Source organism: Butyrivibrio sp. INlla21 (assembly GCF_900116875.1).
Lineage (GTDB): Bacteria > Bacillota > Clostridia > Lachnospirales > Lachnospiraceae > Butyrivibrio.
Map to the genome: position 1 here is coordinate 35,555 of NZ_FPCC01000010.1, position 23,379 is coordinate 58,933.

The 23,379-nt window shown below is 43.2% G+C and carries 20 protein-coding genes; 3 read left to right on the forward strand and 17 right to left on the reverse strand.

The features are described from left to right. Positions 1-8: 8 nt before the first annotated feature. The 6 genes from BM377_RS07495 to tig form a co-directional block, all read right to left on the reverse strand. The gene (locus BM377_RS07495) at positions 9-440 is read right to left on the reverse strand and encodes an NUDIX hydrolase (RefSeq protein ID WP_092246135.1); all 432 of its coding nucleotides are present in this window, start codon (positions 438-440) and stop codon (positions 9-11) included. Positions 441-489: 49 nt separating this feature from the next. Further along, complete coding sequence (locus BM377_RS07500; RefSeq protein ID WP_092246139.1) at positions 490-1,287, reverse strand: hypothetical protein; 798 nt, start codon at positions 1,285-1,287, stop codon at positions 490-492. An 814-nt stretch (positions 1,288-2,101) separates the two neighbouring features. Next, the gene (guaA, locus tag BM377_RS07505; protein WP_092246142.1) at positions 2,102-3,652 is read right to left on the reverse strand and encodes a glutamine-hydrolyzing GMP synthase; all 1,551 of its coding nucleotides are present in this window, start codon (positions 3,650-3,652) and stop codon (positions 2,102-2,104) included. A 116-nt stretch (positions 3,653-3,768) separates the two neighbouring features. Next, entirely contained in the window at positions 3,769-5,094 is a 1,326-nt protein-coding gene (locus BM377_RS07510) for a C40 family peptidase (protein WP_092246145.1), read from the reverse strand. Between the two features lie 88 nt (positions 5,095-5,182). Next, positions 5,183-6,574 (reverse strand): asparagine--tRNA ligase, encoded by a 1,392-nt coding sequence (gene asnS / locus BM377_RS07515; protein WP_092246148.1) that lies wholly within the window; start codon positions 6,572-6,574, stop codon positions 5,183-5,185. Positions 6,575-6,593: 19 nt separating this feature from the next. Continuing rightward, on the reverse strand, positions 6,594-7,805 hold the full coding sequence (gene tig / locus BM377_RS07520) for a trigger factor (RefSeq protein ID WP_177223828.1): 1,212 nt from the start codon (positions 7,803-7,805) through the stop codon (positions 6,594-6,596). Positions 7,806-7,954: 149 nt separating this feature from the next. On the opposite strand from tig, the gene BM377_RS07525 reads away from it, so the two are divergent. After that, positions 7,955-8,428 carry a hypothetical protein gene (locus BM377_RS07525; RefSeq protein ID WP_092246155.1) on the forward strand — a complete coding sequence of 158 codons (474 nt, stop codon included), beginning with the start codon at positions 7,955-7,957 and terminating at the stop codon, positions 8,426-8,428. A 53-nt stretch (positions 8,429-8,481) separates the two neighbouring features. On the opposite strand, the gene BM377_RS07530 is transcribed toward BM377_RS07525, so the two are convergent. Next, positions 8,482-8,925: a YwiB family protein gene (locus tag BM377_RS07530; RefSeq protein WP_092246158.1), complete on the reverse strand. Its 444-nt coding sequence runs from the start codon at positions 8,923-8,925 to the stop codon at positions 8,482-8,484. 42 nt (positions 8,926-8,967) lie between these two features. Continuing rightward, complete coding sequence (ispE, locus tag BM377_RS07535) at positions 8,968-9,843, reverse strand: 4-(cytidine 5'-diphospho)-2-C-methyl-D-erythritol kinase (RefSeq protein WP_092246162.1); 876 nt, start codon at positions 9,841-9,843, stop codon at positions 8,968-8,970. A 210-nt stretch (positions 9,844-10,053) separates the two neighbouring features. On the opposite strand from ispE, the gene BM377_RS07540 reads away from it, so the two are divergent. Next, positions 10,054-10,674: a hypothetical protein gene (locus tag BM377_RS07540; protein WP_092246165.1), complete on the forward strand. Its 621-nt coding sequence runs from the start codon at positions 10,054-10,056 to the stop codon at positions 10,672-10,674. Positions 10,675-10,753: 79 nt separating this feature from the next. Here the strand turns inward: BM377_RS07540 and BM377_RS07545 are convergent, their stop codons facing one another. The 4 genes from BM377_RS07545 to BM377_RS07560 are packed head-to-tail and all read right to left on the reverse strand — an operon-like array spanning position 10,754 to position 14,803. Beyond that, entirely contained in the window at positions 10,754-11,653 is a 900-nt protein-coding gene (locus BM377_RS07545; RefSeq protein ID WP_092246168.1) for a dihydroorotate dehydrogenase, read from the reverse strand. A gap of 3 nt (positions 11,654-11,656) precedes the next feature. Beyond that, positions 11,657-12,436 carry a dihydroorotate dehydrogenase electron transfer subunit gene (locus BM377_RS07550; protein WP_092246171.1) on the reverse strand — a complete coding sequence of 260 codons (780 nt, stop codon included), beginning with the start codon at positions 12,434-12,436 and terminating at the stop codon, positions 11,657-11,659. Between the two features lie 36 nt (positions 12,437-12,472). Next, a complete protein-coding gene (locus BM377_RS07555) occupies positions 12,473-13,477 on the reverse strand; it encodes a hypothetical protein (RefSeq protein ID WP_092246175.1) in 1,005 nt (334 codons plus the stop codon). A gap of 39 nt (positions 13,478-13,516) precedes the next feature. Further along, complete coding sequence (locus BM377_RS07560) at positions 13,517-14,803, reverse strand: dihydroorotase (protein WP_092246178.1); 1,287 nt, start codon at positions 14,801-14,803, stop codon at positions 13,517-13,519. Positions 14,804-14,952: 149 nt separating this feature from the next. Between BM377_RS07560 and BM377_RS07565 the strand changes: the two genes are divergently transcribed. Beyond that, a complete protein-coding gene (locus BM377_RS07565) occupies positions 14,953-15,681 on the forward strand; it encodes a lysophospholipid acyltransferase family protein (RefSeq protein WP_092246181.1) in 729 nt (242 codons plus the stop codon). Between the two features lie 96 nt (positions 15,682-15,777). Here BM377_RS07565 and BM377_RS07570 read toward each other — a convergent pair whose 3' ends face one another. The 5 genes from BM377_RS07570 to BM377_RS07590 form a co-directional block, all read right to left on the reverse strand. Beyond that, a complete protein-coding gene (locus tag BM377_RS07570) occupies positions 15,778-16,983 on the reverse strand; it encodes a D-alanine--D-alanine ligase family protein (protein WP_092246185.1) in 1,206 nt (401 codons plus the stop codon). Positions 16,984-17,015: 32 nt separating this feature from the next. After that, entirely contained in the window at positions 17,016-18,533 is a 1,518-nt protein-coding gene (locus tag BM377_RS07575; protein WP_242948120.1) for a Mur ligase family protein, read from the reverse strand. 16 nt (positions 18,534-18,549) lie between these two features. Then, positions 18,550-19,344 carry an alpha/beta fold hydrolase gene (locus BM377_RS07580; protein ID WP_092246192.1) on the reverse strand — a complete coding sequence of 265 codons (795 nt, stop codon included), beginning with the start codon at positions 19,342-19,344 and terminating at the stop codon, positions 18,550-18,552. A 73-nt stretch (positions 19,345-19,417) separates the two neighbouring features. Continuing rightward, positions 19,418-20,989 carry a glycoside hydrolase family 9 protein gene (locus tag BM377_RS07585; RefSeq protein ID WP_092246195.1) on the reverse strand — a complete coding sequence of 524 codons (1,572 nt, stop codon included), beginning with the start codon at positions 20,987-20,989 and terminating at the stop codon, positions 19,418-19,420. Between the two features lie 17 nt (positions 20,990-21,006). After that, positions 21,007-23,295 (reverse strand): hydratase, encoded by a 2,289-nt coding sequence (locus BM377_RS07590; RefSeq protein ID WP_092246198.1) that lies wholly within the window; start codon positions 23,293-23,295, stop codon positions 21,007-21,009. Between the last annotated feature and the right edge of the window lie 84 nt (positions 23,296-23,379).

Here is a 23,379-nt window from a genome sequence, read left to right on the forward strand (position 1 = left end):
TGGGATTATTACAGATAACCTCTTCGCTCTGCTTCTTTTATCAGTTTGGGTTGTATTAGCGGATATGTCCACTCGGTCGGAAGTTCATCAAACAATACCACTTTCTCCATCTCGCAATGAAGCTCTTCCTCAAAATTTGTTATTTGCGCAAAGTACAGCATTCCGTACATTTCTTCGCCAGTGTCATTAACTCTGTTTTTGCCAATAACTGAATATACACATACCGGTTTGATCGAAAAATCTTTCGCGCCCGTTTCCTCATTGAGCTCTCTTTTGGCAGTTTCTAAAATTGATTCTCCGCTTTCTCTGTGTCCCCCGGCTATTTCATATGTTTCGCGTTCCTTGTGTTTGCAGAAAACCCACTTCCCATCAGCCTTTGCTATGATAACAGCAAATTTGAGCAGATCATCATCTACCGAATCGTAAAAGTTTACTTGCATATAACCCCCTGTAATTTCGTGATTATTTTTATATTATCTTGAATTTAAATTATAGTAAATGATGTTTGATCTTTTTCTCTATCTGCTTTATATCCAGAGGGATTGATTCTGATTCCATAGAATACAATAGATTCCTGCCCACTTCTAATCCGTTTTTTTCATAAGCATTCAGTTTACTAAGTGTTCTTGTCGCGTATTCTCCATCCGTTATAATACCAAAGTGTTCCCAGTATATCGTTTCGCGTGTTCTGGTATTTAATAGAGCAAAGTCCGGAAACATAACGCTACCGTCATCAAATTTGAATTGTGGTTCATAGCTATATGGTATTTCATATTTGCTGAAAAGGTCAGCCAAGATCTTTTCAGACTTAGACCGTACATTCTCTCCTTTTTCAGTAAGATACATACCTTGTTCAGGATATGTATTCATGTTACTCTTGTGTTTCTCGAGCCAACTTTTTATATACTCTTCATCAGTTTGAACAATCGGCTTAACAAGCATCTTTTTGGCTTCGGGTAGCTTGTCATAAACGCGTCCGATAGCATCCATATCATAGATTTTTATGAACCTGTAAATTCTATAACGTAAGGTTAATAACTTGTCGTGTACAGTTTTATCATAGTCTTTTTGCAAGATTTTTCTTATCACTTCCAAATCTTTTGTTTTGACATATTCTCTCTTTCCTTCCTCATTCTCAAGATAGTACTGATAGCCTCCCTTTTTATAGGAAATCCTGACCTTCTTACCGTTGTCCACTTTGTTTGATTCCAATCGCTTCTCTGTTTTTATTAGCAACGTTTCTACTTGTTTTAATTGTTCACTTAATTCATTTATATAATTCTTCACCTATGTTATCTCCTCTGTATTTTGTTCTCATACACGCGATTGCTTACTTAATCTATTGGCACGTGTACTGAAATACATCCTGTACACGCGGATTTAGCAATACAATTATTTCGCATGTAAGCCTTTTGGCTTGAATACACGCAAATTTGATTCCTTTATTTATCCACGTGTAAGGATAAATCCTTGTCTACACGCGTAAAGTATCCCTGTTAAAAAATGCGTGCTTACTCTGACCATTATCGAGTAATCAATGTCTTCATAAAGCACGCGAATTAAGAGCAATCTTTATATCGCGTGTAAAGCAGTCTTTCGCCCTACACGCAAAAATCAATATAATGAAGAGCCGCGTGTAGTCGCACTTTTTTCTATACACGCAACATCAAATATATCAATACATCGCGTGTATTTACCCCAAAAATCCCTATATTTAAATCCAAAAACAATCAAACATCAAACAAATGAAAAATTGTGGCTGACAATTCTCGCCACAGAATCAGATTATTCCAAAAAGGAATAATAGAACTGATAAGAAATATATTATTATTATCAAGAATTGTCAAGGGAATGGAATGCAACCCAGCAATTACGCTTCATACGCTTCGATCGAGTATGAGTCTTGCACTCCGCTCGATTCCGCTTCGCTACATCTCGCTGTATGTTGTCGTAAAATGCAAAATGGGACAGAAGCCGCTCACTGCGTGAGCGATTAAGCCGTAAAAAAGAGCCACTCGTGCATGCAAGCATGCATCGTGGCTCTTTTATTCGGCCGGTTGCTTCGCAACCGCTTCTGTCCCTTATCGCGCTTTACTCGTTATCACTCAAGTTCTACTGTTCCCGGGGGCTTGGATGTGAGGTCGTACATTACGCGGTTAACGCCTTTAACCTCATTTATGATTCTGCTCATGACTTTCTGGAGGACGTCGAAAGGAATCTGTGAAGCCTCGGCTGTCATGAAGTCTACTGTCTCAACGGCGCGGAGTACGATTGCATAATCGTAGGTTCTCTCATCGCCCATAACGCCAACAGAGCGCATGTTTGAAAGCGCTGCGAAGTACTGATCGGGGAGCTTGGAAAGACCTGCTGCCGCAATCTCTTCTCTGTAGATGTAATCTGCATCTTGAACTATGCGTACCTTATCGGCAGTTACTTCTCCGATTATACGGATACCAAGTCCGGGGCCGGGGAACGGCTGACGGAAAACAAGATACTCGGGAAGTCCGAGTTCAAGTCCTGCCTTACGAACCTCGTCCTTAAACAATGTCTTGAGGGGTTCGATTATCTCCTTGAAATCAACAAAATCAGGAAGTCCTCCAACGTTGTGATGTGACTTGATTACTGCCGATTCGCCGCCAAGTCCGGACTCTACAACGTCGGGATATATTGTTCCCTGTGCTAGGAAGTCAACTGCGCCGATCTTCTTGGCCTCTTCCTCAAATACACGGATAAATTCTTCTCCGATAATCTTACGCTTGCGCTCGGGCTCTTCTACTCCCGCAAGCTTAGCATAATATCTCTCAGCCGCATTTACGCGGATAAAGTTAATATCAAAGTTGCCTTTCTCGCCGAATACGCCTTCAACCTCGTCGCCTTCGTTCTTACGAAGAAGTCCGTGATCTACAAATACGCATGTGAGCTGCTTACCGATCGCCTTAGCAAGTAAAGCGGCAAGAACGGATGAATCAACCCCGCCTGAAAGAGCAAGTAAAACCTTGCCGTCTCCGACTTTTGCCTTGATCTCTTTAATAGTGTTCTCAACGAAGGAATCCATTCTCCATGTACCTGCAGTCTGGCAGATACCTCTTACGAAGTTATGAAGAATTTCTTTTCCTCTTACTGTATGTAATACTTCGGGATGGAACTGGATTGCGTACAGCTTCTTATCCTCACAAGCTGCTGCAGCAACAGGACAGTCCGCAGTATGAGCTACGATATCAAAACCGGGAGCGACCTTGCTGATGTAATCAAAATGGCTCATCCATACGATGGTGTCATCTTCAACTCCTGCAAAAAGAGCATCATTAGAACCATCGATAAATGTCTGTGTCTTACCGTATTCTCTTACCGGCGCCTTCTCAACCTTTCCGCCAAGTACGTGCATCATAAGCTGTGCACCGTAGCAAAGACCAAGCACGGGAATTCCAAGTTCAAAAAGCTCCTTGGTGTATGTGGGCGCGCCTTCTTCATAACATGAATTGGGGCCTCCGGTTAAGATGATTCCCTTGGGTGCCATTGCCTTGATCTGCTCGATCGGAGTGCGATATGAATAGATCTCACAATAGACATTGCATTCTCTGACGCGGCGAGCTACCAGCTGATTGTACTGTCCGCCGAAATCAAGAACTATAACCTTTTCTTCTGCAGTCATTGATTCCTCCCGAAAAACTATTCGTCTATATATTAATTCTGTACGATTATACACTACTGTATAATTCCAAACAACATATTATACAGATATCTTGCCAAAAGATATCTCGCATAACCTTACAGATATCTTCTGACACAAATGATCGATCTGTACATCGCAGAGCTGTACTTGATTCCGGTCTTCTGCGTACTTGCGTGTACTATCTGACCGCCGCCTATATATATTCCGACGTGTCCACCGTAGTAAATAACATCTCCGGGCTGTGCTTCGGAATATGAAACTTCTCTTCCGTAAGCTCCCTGCTCCCATGATGTTCTCGGAACAGAGATTCCAAATGCCTTGTAAACAGAATATACAAATCCTGAACAGTCAGCTCCGTCAGTAAGACTCGTTCCTCCCGGAACATAAGGATTGCCCACAAACTGACAAGCATAATTGGCCACGTTGGAACCCGACGCACTTCCCGCGGGAGCATAGCTCTTAGATCCGCCCGATGGTTTTGAACCTCCCGAGCTGCCTGAGCCGCCTGATCCACCGGATCCGGAACCGCCGGAGTCGCTTGAAGCATAACTGTTTCTCTCCGCTTCTTCGGCATTACGAGCTGCCTGCGTGGCTTTTCTGGCCTCATCAACCTCTTTTTGCTTGGATTCTATCTGTTTCTGAAGACTTGCCATACCTGACTGCTGGCTCTTGATCTGCGCCGTATAAACCGCAGCATCCTGCTTAGCCTTGGCAAGCTTAACCTCATAGTCCGCATAAGTAGCCTTGTACTTCGCAAGAAGCTCTTCCATATATGCCTGCTCTTCTTCAAGCTCAAACTGCGAAGTTTCAAGTTCGCCCTTCTCAACCTCAAGCTGCTCCTTAATAGCCTTGGCCGTTTCCTTTGCTTCTACATATTCAAGCAGCTTATTTCTGTCATACTCATAAAGCTCTTCAACATACTGTGCTTTATTAAGCGCATCCGCGTAACTTGTAGCAGTCAAAAGAATCTGTACATACGATAAGTTTCCTTTCTCGTACATAAACTTGATTCTCTGAACCATCGCCTGATAAAGAGTCTCTTCTTTCTGCTTGGCATCCTCATACTCTTTTTGTTTTACATCAATCTCAGCCTGCTTCTTGGCAATATCCTCTTTTATCATCTCGATATCGGCCATGATGGCAACTATCTCAGAGTTGGTTTCGTCAATAGCTTCCTGCGTCTCACCTTGCGCCTCCGAGATTGAACCGATCTTGCTGTTGGCATTGTCGAGGCCCTTCTGGCTCTCTTTTTTCTGCTTCTCAAGTTCTTTCTTCTTGTTCTTGAGCTCCTGCTCTTCCTTTTCAAGCTTGTCCTGTTTTTCCTGTAAATCAGAACTGGTGGTAGCCCGGACAGGGGTCACCACCAGCATACTAAGGACTAAGGAAAGAATTATTGCAGAAAAAGTATTTCTTTTTTTCATTTCATCCTCCTTGTCCTTTATTATTCAAAACTCTATATATCTATAATAACACGTTGACGCGGCAAAAGAAATTTCGCGAATCCGTCAATTACAGGTCGCAATTACCCACAGTTCTGGGGAATGATTCAACGTCTCTGATGTTGCCCATACCTGTGAGGTACATTACGCAACGCTCAAATCCAAGACCGAATCCTGCATGACGAACGCTTCCGTATCTTCTGAGGTCAAGATAGAACTGATAATCATCCTTCTTCATTCCAAGCTCATCCATGCGCTTTTCAAGAATCTCAAGATTATCTTCTCTCTGGCTTCCGCCAATGATCTCTCCGATTCCGGGGACAAGACAATCGGCTGCTGCAACAGTCTTGCCGTCTTCGTTGAGCTTCATGTAGAATGCCTTGATCTCCTTGGGATAATCAGTTACGAATACAGGCTTTTTGAATACTTCCTCTGTAAGGAATCTCTCGTGCTCGGTCTGAAGATCGCAGCCCCAAGATACCTTGTAGTCGAACTTATCATTGTTCTTGGAAAGGATATCAATTGCCTCTGTATATGTGATACGTCCGAATTCGTTATTTACTACGTTGTTAAGTCTGTCGATGAGACCCTTGTCGATAAATTCGTTGAAGAACGCCATCTCCTCAGGACAATGCTCGAGAACATAGTTGATAACATACTTAAGCATAGCTTCAGCCGTGTCGCAGTCATCCTTAAGATCAGCAAAGCACATCTCAGGCTCGATCATCCAGAACTCAGCTGCATGTCTTGTTGTGTTGGAGTTCTCTGCACGGAATGTAGGTCCGAATGTATAAACGTTCTTAAATGCAAAAGCATAAGTCTCAACGTTGAGCTGTCCGCTTACTGTAAGGTTAACGGGCTTTCCAAAGAAGTCCTTGGAGAAATCAACTCCGCCGTCCTCAGTCTTAGGAACATTGTTAAGGTCAAGTGTTGTTACCTGGAACATCTCACCTGCTCCTTCACAGTCACTTCCTGTAATAAGGGGAGTGTGAACATATACAAAGTTTCTCTCCTGGAAGAAAGAGTGAATTGCATATGCGGCAACTGAACGAACCTTGAATACTGCCTCAAAAGTGTTGGTTCTTGCACGAAGATGAGGAATTGTTCTAAGGAACTCAAGAGTATGTCTCTTCTTCTGAAGAGGATAATCTGAAGTAGAAGCTCCCTCGATCTCAACTGTTTCTGCCTGCATCTCGAAAGGCTGCTTTGCTCCGGGAGTGGCAACAATTGTTCCTGTTGCGATAACCGCTGCTCCTACATTCAACTTGCTGATCTCAGCAAAGTTGGAAAGTGAATCCGAATATACAATCTGCAGGGGCTTAAAATATGTTCCGTCGTTAAGAACAATAAATCCTATAGCCTTGGAATCACGAATGCTTCTGATCCAACCACCTACTGTAACCTTCTGTCCTGCGTATTTATCCTGTTCTTCAAATAATGCTCTGATATCTGTAAGTTCCATAGCATCCTCCCTAATCAAATCATTTCTCAACAGGCTCAATTACATTTGCACTGTCCATTAATATCTTCATAACTTCTTCTGCCATGAGTCCTTCTCTGCAAACCTCGGGATCAACCTTCTCCCTGAAGCTCTCATATGTGCTGAATGCAGTATTGGATCCGTCGCCATACATATCCTTGAGGTACTTCTCAACAGCATCATCTGTTATCTCAATGCCCTCTTTCTTGGCTACGGCTGCAAGAGCAACAAACTTATTGGCATTTTTATTAACCAGATCCTTGATAAAATCTTCAGGCTCTCCCGTAACACCCTCGTTCTGCATAAGAATAGCAACGAGATCTGCATCGGTAGTCTTCTGTCCTGTATACATATAGTATGAATTCATATATGTATTTACCATATCCCTCTGCTCAATAAGATATCTATTGAAAAGCTTCTCGGGAATTTCCTTGAACTTGCTGTTATCAACCAAGTTGTTGATAAGCTGTTCTCTAAGTTCGGTTTCGTAATCAGAATCCGCTGTCTGCTGAAGATTGTCTCTTACACTCTTTCTAAGGCCTTCAAGATCCGAAACATCTGTGATGGCAAGGCTCTTAGCCCACTCATCTGTGATATCGGTTGATTTCTGTGAGATCTTATTAACCTTAACGGTAAAGATTACATCTTTTCCGGCAAGATTGGCTGCAGCATAATCATCGGGGAACTTAAGATTGATATCTTTGCTCTCTTCAAGAGCCATTCCGATAACACCGTCCTCAAATCCGGGGATAAAATTTCCTGAGCCGATCTCAAGGTCGTATCCCTGAGCAGTTCCGCCATCAAAAGCCTCTCCGGAATCAGCATATTTGCCTTCAAAATCAATATTTACAACATCGCCGCTCTCAACCGCTCTGTCTGTGATCTCTGTCATAAGAGGTGAGCTCATTGAAAGATTCTTGATATATTCCTCAACCTGCTCATCTGTAACGGTTGCGGGCGCAAGTTCAACGGTAATGCCCTTGTATTCTCCAAGTTCTACATAATCTTCGGGACTGATATCATTAAGACTGATTGTCTCAAGCTTGTCTACATCTTTGAAAATAGCGAGTGTAGAAGCAGAATTATCCTCTGATGAAGCTGATGCTGCAGATGCACTGTCTGCCTCAGCTGCCTTATTGCTTGATCCCTTACAAGCAGTTAACGAAGTTGCCATTAAAACACCGATCATAACGAGTGCCAATTTATTTTTCATAATGTACTCCTTAATTAATGCAAATTTCATAAAAACAATATTTTTTATACTACCACACCTTGCAAAATGATTAAAGTATTTATTTGCCTAACGCTCCAAAGAATGCTACAATACTTCTTGCTATTATTTGTGTTTTGGAGGAATGAAAATTGAGTACAGCACTTATCGTTACAATCGTAATTGCGGTTATTTTAGTAGCGCTCGTTGTTGCGCTTATCATTATAGGTAAAAAAGCCGAAAAGAGACAGGCAGAGCAGCAAGTACAGCTCGATGCCATGAAACAGACCGTTGCAATGCTTATTATTGATAAAAAGAGAATGAAACTTAACGAAGCAGGTCTTCCTCAGTCTGTAGTAGAGCAGACTCCCAAGCTTCTCAGAAGATCTAAGCTTCCCATTCTTAAAGTAAGAGTCGGCAATAGAGTTATGAGCCTTATCTGCGACGAGAAGATCTTCGAATCGGTTCCCGTTAAAAAAGAGGTTAAGGCAACCGTAAGTGGTATCTATGTAACAGAAGTTAAGGGTCTTCACGGCAAAACCGTTGTTACCGAGAAAAAGAAAGGATTCTTCAAGGATCTTATCGCAAAGGCTCAGGAAAAAGCCGGAGCCAAGATGGTTAAATGATTATCTGAAGATAGAAAAGGATGCCTTACCAAAATTGGTAAGACATCCCTTTTTTATTTCCGTTTTTTGGTTTCTATGGTTATCACCGAATCAGACACGATCTCATCTCCCATCTTTATCGCGTACTCGGCGACAGCCTTGATCTCTCCTGCATCGCCCTCCTCGAAAGACAGGCTCTTAGTGATCACATTCATAAACATCTTACCGTAAGGCGTGTTATACTCGGTCTCGTGGTCCTTGCCCTCACTAAATACAAGACCCGTACTCATTGCTCCGCCTCTTAGGATTTCCATTGTCTTTCTGTCAGCGGAAATAACTGCCTTGTTGTGGAACACGAGTCTGTGTCCGTCCGCTTCCTGTATTTCTTTATACTCGATAACGCTTACCCCATCGGCGCCAATCTCATATATTCCCTCGGATACAGTATTTATCTTTTCTTCCGGCTCTCCCTGTCTGTTGTGGATGCCGGTCACATTTACTTCTACTTTTTTCTTCATAAAATCATTCCAATTCTTCTATATAGTCAGCCTCGAGCATTTTTACTTATTCTGCCCGGGATTTATCGGTGTTGTTACAAACAGCTGCGGAGCAAGACCGCTTTTTTCAACAGCCTTATAAGCTCCTTCCGCTGTTTCCTTATCATCAAAAATACCAAAGACGGTCGGGCCGCTTCCGGTCATAAATGCTCTGATCGCGCCGTTGTCTTCCATGATCTTCTCCAATTTACCTATAACTTCATGTTCTCCTGCCGTTACAGGCTCAAGCACGTTGCCTATAAGATCACAAATTTTATGCAAATCTCCGTCCTCGATAGCTTTCCTGACACCATCTATATCGGGATGAACATCAATTCCTTTTTTATCAAGCTCCTTATACACCCAAGGAGTTGAAACGCCAATCTCAGGTTTAGCCACTACGATATGACAGCTTGGCATATCCTTGATCACAGTAAGCTCCTCGCCGATTCCCTCTGCAAGAGCCGTTCCTCCGATTATACAATAGGGAATATCTGCACCGAGCTTAACCGCGAGCTCGCAAAGCTCATCATTACTGAGCCCAAGTCCCCAGAGCTTATTAAGAGCAATATATGCCGCTGCTGCGTCGGTGCTTCCGCCCGCCATTCCCGCTGCTACGGGAATTCTTTTGATAAGCTCTATGTTAACGCCCTTATTTATCCCATATTTTTCCTTAAGCTGATAAGCTACCTTGCATATCAGGTTATCTTTTCCAAGAGGAAGATTACTTCCGGGAGCGGTAAGGATTACTTCGCCGCTTTCATTATCTTCAAAGGTTAGGGTGTCATAAATATCAACGTTTTGCATTATCATACGCACGATATGGTATCCGTCTTCACGTGTACCCACAACATCCAGTCCCAGATTTATTTTTGCATAAGCTTTTCTTTCTGTTTTCATCGCTATTTACCTCGTATTTTCGCAGTCTAAAAGCCTTTTTTCGCTTCCCGACAAGGCTATTATATCAGATAAAAAAGTTTATAAAAATTTATTATTTTTTATTATTTTACCCCTAAAATATTTGATAAAATAGCCGATAAGACAGATAGGTAAACTATAGTTTCGTTTCAGCGCGGTATTTAGTATCCTGTCGCGGAAAAGGAGTTCACTATGGGCGTAAACGGAGTTACCGAGGTTACTAACAACATCGCAACCACCTATGCTTCATCGATCAATCCTTCCTCCGTCGAGGAGAAAAAGAAAGACAATGAAGTGCAGGAGAAAGCCCAAGCTGCGGCTGTGTATGAGAAGTCTGATGAAAAACAGGCATCCTCTTCTCAAAACACAGACAGAACTAAGATCATTAAACAGATGCAAGCTGATGTTGCAGCACGCCAGCAGCAGTTGCTGGATATTGTCCAGAAGATGATGGGCAAACAGGCAAAGGCATACGGCATTGCTAATTCTGAAAATGATGAGGATTCTATCTGGAAATTCCTTGCAAAAGGTGATTTCACCGTGGATGCGGCTACCAAGGCTCAGGCTGAGGCAGACATCGCCGAGGACGGATATTGGGGCGTTAAGCAGACCTCCGAGCGTATCCTCGACTTTGCCAAAACTCTTGCCGGAGACGATCCGGAGAAGCTTGAAAAAATGAGAGCTGCTTTTGAAAAGGGTTATGCGCAGGCGGAAAAGACATGGGGAGGCGAGCTTCCCGATATCTCTAAGCGCACCTTTGACGCAGTAATGAAAGGATTTGACGAGCTTACCGGAAAAACAGAGACAGAATAATCGTTGCTAGTAACAAAAGGAAGAGCCTATAAAGACTCTTCCTTTTACGTTGCACAAAAATAAGTTGTTCAATAAAGGATCAAACAATACCTCTTATCTCATTTATATCCTGTACATTACATTTCTTCATGTACTCTTCTATTCCATCGACAACCTTTTCAGTTGTATACGGATCGTGGAAATTCATAGCTCCGACTGCAATTGCCGTAGCTCCCGCCATGATAAATTCTATCGCGTCCTCGGCATTTGCGATTCCGCCCATTCCGATTATAGGAATATTAACGGCGTGAGCCGCCTCATATACCATTCTTACGGCAACGGGTTTGATCGCAGGGCCTGACATTCCGCCGGTTTTATTTGCAAGCGCGAACTGTCTCTTATAAATATCAATCTTCATTCCCGTGATCGTATTTATAAGCGAGATCGCATCGGCGCCTGCTGCCTCTGCGGCTTTTGCCATCTCGGCAATGCTTGTTACATTGGGGCTGAGCTTCATGATAATTGGCTGCTTAGCCTTTTCTTTTATCCTCTTGGTAATGTCGTAAAGAGCATCCTTGTTCTGACCGAATGCGATTGCTCCCTCTTTAACATTGGGGCATGAAACGTTGATCTCAAGCATGTCTACCTTCTGATCGCCGAGTCTTTCAACAACCTCAAGATAATCCTCAACCGACTTACCGCATACGTTTACGATGACTTTCGTGTCATATTTGGACAAAAAACTAAGATCCCTGTCAATAAACACATCGATTCCCGGATTCTGAAGACCGATTGCATTGAGCATTCCGCCGTATACTTCGGCAACTCTGGGAGTCGGATTTCCGGGCCATGGCACATTGGCAACGCCCTTAGTCACAACAGCGCCAAGTTTATTAAGGTCTACAAATTCCGAATATTCCATTCCCGATCCGAATGTTCCGGAGGCCGTCATAACGGGATTTTTAAATTCTACGCCTGCTATCTTAACTTTAGTATTCATATATCACATCTCCAAATCGTCAGCATCAAATACGGGACCGTCGGTACAAATCCTTGCGTTATGAACGCGCGAATGATCATCGATCTCTTTTGTCTTGGTTATGCATCCAAGGCACGCGCCCACTCCGCAGGCCATTCTCTCTTCAAGAGAAAGATAAGCCTTGGCACCGATTTCTCCGGCATAAGCCTTGATCGCTCTTAGCATAGGCATCGGTCCGCAGGCGAAAATAACATCGCACTTAATGTCATTGGCCTTAATAGCATCTATGACATTTCCCTTTGTTCCGACGCTGCCGTCCTCTGTTGCAATATACATATCCGAATACTTTTCAAATTCATCCGAAAGGAATGTCTCGCTGTTTCTGTATCCCATAACAGCGCTTACTTTAGCATCCGTAAGGCGCTTGGCCGTCTCAAGAAGCGGTGGAACACCGATCCCTCCGCCCATTACAACAACATTTTTCCCTTTTGCCTTATCAAGAGGAAATCCGTTGCCGAGAGGTCCAAGTATCATAATAAAATCATCCGGCTGATATAGTGAAAATTCCGCCGTTCCGCTTCCGACAACTCTATACACAAGTCGTATCGCCGACCTTTCGGTATCGACTTCGCATACGCTTATCGGTCTGGGTAAAAGAGTTGCCTTATTAACGGGGTATACTCCCACAAACTGCCCCGGAACAACGTCTTTCGCAAAAGGTGTCTCAAGCCACAGCTCGTATATGCCTTCGGCAAGAAGCCCGCAGCTAAGTACCTTCGCTTCTTTTTTCATCTTGTTAGCCATCAGATTTCTCCTTAATATCTTAATTCCAAAAATGCATTATTTCTCTTCGACGAATCCATTACTTATAAGGTCATCAATCGCTTCCTCATCGTAACTTGAAAACTCACCTAAAGGATCATTGCCGGTATTGTCGAAGCCTGTGTGATCGTCATAGTACTTTTTGTACTCTCTCCACTTATACTGGATCGCGCTGTCCAAATAATCTTCCTCAAACGATCTAACGTATACGGTAGCTTTCTTGGTAGGCGCAGCAGGCTCAACAAAAGGTGTGAACTCGGTGAACTCATAGCCGTGCTTATCTATGATCTCTTTCCACTTATCGTATGTTATCTTCTCCGCATTGTCTGCTGTAGGATCACTGTCAGAACGATAGTAGATTACATCATCTCCTGCCAGATCATATCTGATTCCTTCTACGACCTCAAGCTTGTCCTTATTGAAATTATTAAATGTAGCAACAGCCACCGTTGTATCTGAATTGGAATCTCCGACTTCTTTGATGATTGTTCCGTCTGTTCCGAAATAGTACTGATCGTAGCCTTCACACTTAACTACATGCTCGGGCTTGCCATCTTTCATAGTAAAAATATCGTATATAAGAGAATTGTATCTTCCTCTTGCCTGAAGATTGGTATCAACTATGTAACTGGTCGATCCGAGAATAAGCTCATCTGTACCGTCCCCGTCAAGATCTTTCAAAAGATAGCCGTATCTTACATCGGTATCCATATCCATTTCTCCGGCCTTTATCTTAGTGCTTGCAGAAACATCCAATGAGCTGATGTCGCCCTTTTCTACAGCTTCTTTGATCTCAGATATAAGTGAGCCATAACCTTCGGAGCCGTTTTCTGCCTTATCTTCTTTTGCAACATCTACTGATGCAGCATTGTCACTGCCTGCATCGCTGTCCTCAACATTGATAGTCGGATCTTCGTTTGCTGTAACGTTACCGTCTGTCTTATCATCAATAGATGAAAGTCCTGACTGGCATCCTGTCAAAACTACGCACAGCATCATCATTGCCACTAATTTTCTTTTCATCTTTCCTCTCCTTTTTAGCATTTTTATATAAAGCTCTTATCATGCCTTATAAACTACTTTCCCCGCACATATTGTATAGTAGATCTTTCCGGGAAGCGTCTCTCCGAGAAACGGTGTGTTGGACGCTTTGGAAACACTCTTATCAAACACCCACATCTCATCCTTGGAAAAGATGACAAGATCTCCCCTTCCGCCTTCTTTAACTTCTCCGGCATCAAGCCCGTATATCTTGGCGGGATTGATCGTCATCCTCTTTAATAGTCCCGTAAGACTCATATATCCCTTATTTACTATCTCTCTTATTCCAAGTGAAAAAGAGGTCTCAAGTCCCGTTATTCCGCTGGGTGCGGCAGTTATCGATCTTTCTTTTTCTTCCTTGGAATGAGGGGCATGATCTGTTGCGATAGTCTCTATCGTTCCGTCCTTAAGCCCTTCAATTATAGCTAGCCTGTCACTCTCAAGTCGTAGCGGCGGATTCATCTTTGCGAGAGTTCCGTGCTCAAGAACCGCTTCTTCCGTAAGTGTAAAGTGATGCGGCGTTGCTTCCGCATATACGTTTACGCCTCTCTTTTTTGCCTGTCTGATAAGCTCGACGGATTCCGCGGCACTTATGTGCTGAACCGTGATCTTGGCTCCCGTCCTCTCGGCTATCTCGATATCTCTTTTTACCATGGCAATCTCCGCATCGCGCGGCGATCCCTTGATCCCAAGCTTCTTCGCAACCATTCCCGCGTTTACTCCGTTATCGGAAATATAAGCGGGATCTTCTTCGTGAAGGCTTATAACCTTATCGTATCTTGCCGCCTTTTCACAAGCTTTCTCCATCAGCTTTGCATCGGTTATGGGTTTACCGTCATCAGTAAAAAGAACTGCTCCCGCTTCTATAAGCTTCTTAAAATCGGTGAGCTCTTTTCCTTCCATTCCCACTGTTACGTTTCCGCAAGTATAAACGTTTATTCCGGTCTCTTTTCCCTTGTCGAGAGCGTATTTAAGAGTGTCGGGGGTGTCCATGTGCGGATTGGTGTTTCCCATCATGACAACCGTTGTGAAACCGCCCTTCTTGGCAGCCTCCGCTCCCGTGTATATGTCTTCTTTGTAAGTTGCGCCGGGATCCCTGAAATGAACGTGTGCATCCACAAGTCCCGCAGTAACAATAAGGCCCGAAGCATCGATCACTTCGTTTCTCTTATCATTCTCAAGATCTTCCACGTGCTCGCTTCCGCGCTCCGCTATGGTTGTTATCATGCCATTGTCGATAACAATGTCTTTTACCCCCTGAAGATCCGAAGCAGGATCGATCAGAAATCCGTTTTTAATAATTAACATGCGCCCTCTCCATTTTTATTTTCGCCGTTTATATTATAAAAACCATCAATTTTTTCTCCTGCCCCATTATACGACAATTTAATGGATAATGGCATTAAAATATGTGGTAAAATAGCTTTTGGAAAATAATATCAGGAAAAGAGGTTTAAATGATTCGCTTAGTTTTAACGCTTTTATTTATTGTTATATTTCTTATTTTCAGCATCCCGATACAGCTTGTTTTGCTGATCATTAAGAAATTTAATCCACAGCTTGTAAAGACAGCTTCACTTGCAATTGTAAGTTGGGCTTTCAGATGTATCATATTTATCTGCGGTATCAAGCAGACGGTTATCGGTGAAGAGAACGTTCCCAAGGACAAGGCTGTTCTCTATGTAGGTAACCACAGAAGCTATTTCGACATCGTTCTTACATACCCAAGAGTTCCGGGGCCCACAGGCTTCATATCCAAGGATGTTATTAAAAAGGTTCCGATTCTGGGCTTTTGGATGGTATTTCTTGATTGCCTGTTCCTTGACAGAAAAGATCTCAGAAAAGGCCTTGAGATGGTTCTTTCTGCGATCGATAAGGTTAAAAACGGTATCTCAATCTTTATCTTCCCTGAGGGAACGAGAAACACAACGGATGCTCCCGTTCTTGATTTTCACAAAGGAAGCTTTAAGATCGCACAGAAATCGGGATGTCCCATTGTACCTGTTGTAATCAATCACTCAAGAGACATCTTCGAAAATCATATGCCGTTCCTTAAGGCTACACACGTTACTATCGAGTATTGTCCTCCGGTTTATTTAAATGAACTTGAAAAAGAAGATCAGAGGAATATCGATGTTTATGTAAAGAACATAATCGAAAAGACTTATATTAAAAACGAAAAGTAATAACTGTACTTAAGCAAAATGTAATTAATCATTTAAGCGGACATGTAACAGATTTACGTGTCCGCCTTTATTATATCTTTCTGAAACTTATCAGATTTACATCTTACTTCCCTTTGATCCGCCGCCAAGCTTAACACCTTCAAGGACGTTAGTCTCAAACGAGTATACAACCTTGTGGTTTTCTCTGTCTGCCTTGAGCGCGAGATCTATCATATTATCGAGAAGATGCTCGTACTTCATTCCAAGAGGCTCCCAGAGGTAGAAAGCAAGTGATCCGGGAATAGTGTTTATCTCGTTGAGATAAACGTTGTTATTGTCCATATCAATCATGAAATCGATTCTTGATACACCGCTGCAGCCAAGGCACTTAAATGCTTCTACTGCCATTGTTCTGATCTTATCTCTCATCTCATCGGAGATGTCTGCAGGGATTTTTCTTTTAAGAGAAGCCATTCCTTCACTGCCTGATGACTTGGCTCCCTTGGCACTTCCCTTAGCTCCTCCGATATACTTATCTTCAAAAGAAAGGATCTCATCTGAGTTGATAGGTTCCTCACACTCGGAAGCCCCAGCCTCTTCGTAGTCACCAAGAACCGAGCAGTTGATCTCCTTAAGGTTCTCAATTGCGGGCTCAACAAGGATCTTTTTTGAAAACTCAAAGCCAAGCTCGAGCGCTTCAACAAGTCCCTCTCTGTCAGATGCCTTCTTGATTCCGATACTTGATCCGAGATTGATGGGCTTTATGATAACGGGATAATTAAATGCTGCTTCTATCTTAGCTATAAGTGCATCAACATCCTCATAGTCAACCCACGTGTAGCACTTACAATCAAGAACGGGAATATTGTTGTCCTTAAGCACTGTCTTCATAACATACTTATTCATTCCGACTGCGGATGAAAGAACATCACATCCGACAACGGGAAGTCCCATCGTCGCAAGATAGCCCTGAAGATTTCCGTCCTCAACGTTTGTTCCGTGAACAATAGGGAACGCCACATCAACAGTTGTAATTACATTATTTCCGAACTTTTTCATGGGGTATCTAACGAGAGAAACTTTATCATTTTCTTTTACCCAGATAACCTGTGTGCTCTTTTTAAGAAGATCCGAAATATGAGTGTACTCTTCGATATTTCCGATACTCTCACCCACATAAAAATCATTGTTCTTGGTCATGTAAACAGGAATAATATCATACTTATCCTTGTTCATGCTTCCTATTGCCTGGATTGCAGAGATAATAGAAATCTCATGTTCTGTACTTTTTCCGCCGAATAAAACCGCTACTTTAAGTTTCATAGTATGTCCTCTTTCGTCTCAAATCACCATTATCATGTATAGTTATCGGGAAGGTCGTTCTCAAGAAGAATAACCTTTTCTTTTCCCGCTTCAAGCTCGTACATAAGCTTTGTTGCTTCATTAAGAGAATTCTTTACAAAGAGCTTGTCTGCAGAAAATCCGGCTTCCTCAGCACCCTTCTTGATAGCCTTCGTATTTGCTTCTCCTACAAGAATTATATAATCGCAAACCTTGGCAGCCTGCTCGCCAAAAGCCTTGTTGTACTCATCCTCTTTTTCTCCGAGCTCAACCATTCCGGGAGTAACAAGGATCTTCACCTTGCCTTCGAAAAGATCAAGAGTCTCAAGCGCAACCTTGGCTCCGTTTGGATTGGAGTTATATGCGTCATCCAATATTGAAACCGCACCGTGCTTAACAAGCTCTAATCTGTGAGGAACAGACTGAATACGTCTTACACCCATCTTAAGCTTGTTCATAGGAACACCCATCTTATATGCTGCAGCGATGGCTCCCATGATATTCTCTACGTTGTGGCGTCCTACCAGCTTGGTATTAAACTCGCCGCTCTCTCCGTCCGGTGTCGTAACCGTAAATGTGGTTCCCGCGCTCGTAACTTTGATGTCGGTTGCTCTGAAGTCGTTTCCTTCAGACAAACCGTATGTAATCGCATCTTTATATTTCATGTTGGCTCTAATTATCTCATTATCGCCGTTAACGAACTTAAGATGCTCACCGCCTTTATCGGCCGCCTTCTCTTCTACGGCGTCCAAAAGCTCATATTTGGTACTTACTATATTTTCAAGAGAATGGAACGTCTCAAGATGCTGATATCCTATTGATGTGAGGATTCCGTCATCAGGATGAACGATATCCGTTATCTCTTTTATATCATGAAGATGTCTTGCCCCCATCTCACACACAAATATCTCGTGAGTAGGTTGCATATGCTCTCTGATCGTTCTCACAATTCCCATGGGAGTGTTAAAACTCTCGGGCGTCATAAGTACTCTGTATTTCTCAGACAAAAGAGTGGTCAGATAATACTTAACGCTTGTCTTACCAAAACTTCCTGTTATACCGATTATCCTAAGGCCTTCGTGTTCCTTAAGGATGCGCTTCGCATCATCTATAAACCAATTTGAGATTCTCTTTTCAACAGGCTTGTTTATAAGATTTGCAAGCGCAACTACAAGCGAAAGAAGTACGATGTAGATACCAAGCAATATCAGAAGTACGATCTTTCCGGGTGCAGAAGATTTTGCGCACACTCCCCCGATGATAAGGAATAAAGCAAATATAAGACCATAAGTTACAAACAGTCTCTTAACCCTATCCGTTACTACAAACTTTTTCTTTGCGGGCTTTGGAATATACGGCATCAACGCAGCGTATATAGGCCCGTGATTGGTTATCGCGTTCTTTAATGATCTAAAATATCCCTGAAACTGATAGCTTGAAAGCTGCAACATGTGCGTGTAATATCTAAGTCCCAGTACCGCTGCCGCTATATATAAAACGGCCGGCAAAACAATGATCGCTATATTCATCATCTATCCTCAATTCTACTTACATCTTGATTCCCAAAAAGCTTCCCAAAATCTTGTTATATGCGTACAGATTATCAAGGAACGAATAATGTCCCGCACCGTTAATCACCGCAAGTCCCGCATTTGGCATGAGCTCTTCCATCTTCTTTCCGTCCGAAAGAGGTGTCGCCGTATCCGCATCTCCCCAGATAAGAAGGACGGGCTGCGTAACAGCAGGCATATAAGGCGTCATATCTTCGTTGACTGCCATTACAAGGCTCTTTCTCATAACAGGTGAAGCCGCCGCATAATCTGCGCTTCCGAACTTCTTCTGAAGCTTATCCATCGCGCCCGGCCATATCTTTATAAGGCCGCTCTTTGTAATGAGGTTCTTGTAAAACTTATATCTGCTGCTTTTCTTTTTCTGCGCGGCAGTCTTAACCGGAATAACTCCCGCAGAATCCGTAAGTATTATCTTAGGGATGGAAAAATCTGTCTTAATCCTTCCTTCATTGATGCCTGAAGCAAGCTTGATTATTATCCTTCCGCCCATCGAATGTCCAAGAAAAATAATCTCTTTTTCCTCGGGATACAGCTCTTTTATGAAATCAAGAACAAAGGAAACGTAAGCATCAACATTCATCGGCTCCGCAGGTTCATCACTTTTTCCAAAGCCCGGCATATCCATTGCTACAACGTGATATCCCTTCTTGGCAAAGTTCACGACGCCTTTAAATAACTCAATGTTGGACCCCCAGCCGTGAAGCATAATAAGCAGTGTTCCGCTTCCTTCTTCTATGTAATTGATATTAAGATTGCCTATTTTTACATTCATATCATCACCACTATATCACCGCGTCAAAGCGCAATCAATCCGCATCAATGCCCTACACATGGCAAAATGTGCTTTACTGTCTGAGGACGCCCAGCATAAAGATAAAAAGTGCATCCTTCTGAGGATCGTTCATGATACCCATCTTTTCTTCATCATCAATAAATGTTCTCTCAGTGCCCTCGGTCACATAATTCATCGCTTCCGGGTTCATTCCCATAAGATAATGAACATGATTTTCTATTATCGTTGTGTATTCATGGTTATATATTATGTGGTCTGTCACCGACAAACACCGCATATCATACAACATTTTTATAAAGTCTTCCTCACCGACTTTGGTAACGAGGTAAGAAGACTGCGATGCATCGCTTGCAATCTTCTCAGATTTCTTCATAAGCATCTTCATAAGCACGCCACACCTGTTAACATCAACATTCTGGCTTGTGGAAAGATATGTCACGCTGCCAAGGAAAACATCCTCATCTTCATCAAAGAGCTTTTCAAAATCATTCTTTGAAAAATAAAGATTTAATACATCCTCGTATCTTTCGCTTCCCGTTGCTCTGAACAGCTGTGCTGCCGCCTTGAATGCTGCTGTGCTGTCGCCGCTTTTTTGATTGTTGAAATAACACGTCCATGCTCTGTCGGCTGCCTTAAGGCAGGTTGTGGCATAGCCCGAATCATATTGCTGATAAATGTAACTAAATTTTGCCATCGTAGAAGCAAACCCTATCGTAGCTTCCATCGAGATAGGCGTCACATAAACAGGATAGGTGAAAAGCTCTCCACCCTTGGAGCTGTCTGTCACAGCCGCTCCGTATACGCCTCCGGTCTTGGGATCTTGCATCTTAAGAAGCCAGTCTGCTTCATACTTTACTTCATCCAAAATATCGGGAATGGCATTTCCGCTCTCCGGAATCCCCATATCATCCGAAAAAGCAGCTCCGTTCATCTCAAAGGCCAGAAGAAAATCCTCGGCTATCTTGCATCCGAGCACGGCATCTCTGTCCGCCATTTCATTCATATGCCATCCGCCCGTAACATCAAGCTCGGTCTGCATATTTTCCTGAAGATGGGCAAGTGCAGTGTGACAAGCACTGTGTGCGTTCTCACCGGCATACTCCTCAGAAAGCGCTATTCCGCACCTGTTTACATAAAACTTCTTGCACGCTTCCGTGAATACTTCTTCAAGTACGTCTTCGGATATTGTAAATGCATATGACTCTCCAACTATGTCGGCATAAAGATAATACCTACCCTCTTCCTTGACGTCGGTAAAATATCCTATCGCGGTATTCTCCGAAAGATCGGAGTCATAACCGGCTTTTACCAATTTACCTTCATAGACGGGTTTTTTCTTGTCCGCATCATAAACAAAAAATGTTTCGGGAAGCTCTTTTCCTCTGAAAACAGCAACCTTGTCATCCTCCGGCCTGAAACCGTTCTGATCTACCAGGATATTCGGTGTCTGGATAGGTACTTCATATCCCACCTCTTCTGAATTGCCCTGAACAAAGGGGGCGATATCGGAAATATCCACCGGCTTTTCAGCAGAAGAAGCGCCGCAGCCTGCGACGCTTCCCAAAACGGACAATACAATGCCCATAATTATTATTCTGTTCTTCCCTCTCATAACAGAAAACATATTAATCTATAGTCCCCTTATTTAACACGATTGAAGTTAATAAGGCATCCGTCGAGAATGATCTGTCTCTCGTCGTCTGTGAGGTTACCGAGCTTTAAGGTGAACTCTTTCATCTTACCGTCTGCTACGGCATATGCCTTAATTGTCTCGCTCTTATTTATAACCGCATTCCTGATTCCCGGGAAAAAGATATAGTCTTTGTTCTTAAACGGAAGCTCACCCGCATCAATGATGAAGGGAAGCATTCCCCAGTTAATAAGGTTGGAACGATATCTCTTTGTAGCATACTCGTTGGCTATATTAGCCCATCCGCCGAGCACCTTCTGACAAGAAGCTGCCTGCTCTCTGGCTGAACCGTCACCCGGCTTAACCGCAAAGATTGTTGAACCAAATCCCACATTGGAGTTGTTGACATCAGCAAATTCCTTGCCGATAACAGCCATTACATCTCCAAGCTCATTAACCGCTTCAATAGGATCTTTTCCGTCTACAAGTGCATCCTGAGCTGCTCTTACTTCTTTTGCAAGTCCTACGTAAGCAGGATCTTTTCTTGAAAGAGTAAACTCGGCAAGTCCGAGAGGATTGGATCTGTAAGATGATGTCTCTCCTGAAGGAATAAGCTCATCGGTTGTTGTAACGGGATCGTGGATCTCTGAAACAACTTTGAGAACAAGGTTCTCGGGAAGAGCTGACATCTTGGGCCAGTCCTTAATGTTGGGCCCAAGCTGAAGCTCAACCGAAGGATCTGCCACACCGTGAGAATCAAATACACGGTTCTTGTAAATCTCACTGTCAAAGTGATATGTGTACTTATTGAACTCGCCGTCAAAAGCAGTTGCAGGTGTAAGAACACCCTTGTTAGCTGCTGTTGCTGCGATAGATCTTGCATCCATAAGTGCAACGGAAGCAACCTGACCGTTCTGAACCTTAGAGCCTTCACGGTTCGGGAAGTTTCTTGTTGAATGTCTGATACTGAATGCGTTGTTGGAAGGTGTGTCGCCTGCGCCGAAGCAAGGTCCGCAGAATGCAGTCTTAAGGATCGCACCTGACTCAAGAATTGCTGCTGCCGCACCGTTCTTAACAACTTCCATAAATATAGGTGTAGATGCGGGATATACGCTGAGTGTAAATCTGTCGTTTCCGATAAAGTGTCCCTTAAGGATATCCGCAGCTGCGCAGATATTCTCAAATCCACCGCCGGCACAACCTGCGATGATACCCTGATCTACCATGAACTTGCCGTTCTTGATCTTGTCCTGAAGAGAGAACTCAACGCTGTCACCAAAGCTGACCTTGGCTCTCTTCTCAACATCGGCAAGGATGTCTGCTGTATTTCTGTTGACCTCATCGATCTCATATACGTTGCTGGGATGGAAAGGCATAGCGATCATAGGATTAAGAGTATCAAGATCAACCTTAACAAGTCCGTCGTAATATGCTACATCGCCGGGCTTAAGCTCTTTGTACTCTCCGATTCTTCCGTGGATATCGTAGAACTCCTTGATAGCCTCGTCTGTCTGCCAGATAGATGAAAGACATGTTGTCTCTGTTGTCATTACATCTACGCCGATCCTGAAGTCTGCGCTCAGATTCTTGACACCGGGGCCTACAAACTCCATAACTTTATTCTTTACATAGCCGCTTGCAAATACTTTACCGATAATGGCAAGTGCAACGTCCTGAGGACCTACACCCTTCTTAGGTGTTCCCTCAAGATAAATGGCAACTACACCGGGCATATCAACATCGTATGTCTGTCCAAGAAGCTGCTTAACAAGCTCGGGACCACCTTCTCCGATAGCCATTGTTCCGAGTGCACCGTATCTTGTATGTGAATCGGATCCGAGGATCATGCTGCCGCTTGATGCGAGCATTTCTCTTGCGTACTGGTGAATAACCGCCTGGTGAGGAGGAACATAGATTCCGCCGTATTTCTGAGCAGCCGTAAGACCAAATACGTGATCGTCTTCATTGATCGTACCGCCTACCGCACAAAGTGAATTGTGACAGTTGGTAAGTACATAAGGAATAGGGAACTTCTCAAGTCCTGAAGCTCTTGCTGTCTGAATGATTCCTACATAAGTAATATCATGAGAAGTAAGCTTATCAAACTTAACGCACAGCTTATCCATGTTTCCGGATGTGTTATGTGCTTTTAAGATTCCGTAAGCGATAGTATTCTCTTTAGCCTGTTCTTTAGTTGCATTAACTCCCTTGGATGCGAGAAGTGCCTGTGCCTCCGCGTCATCGGGAACGATCGTGTTACCGTTTAAAAGATAACAGCCTGTGTCGAATGTTGTTACCATTGCCATTCCTCCTGCCTAGTAATTCGAAGCGCTATACATGTATACAATTTCACAGGCGCTATTTTATCATAGATTCCTCTTTGT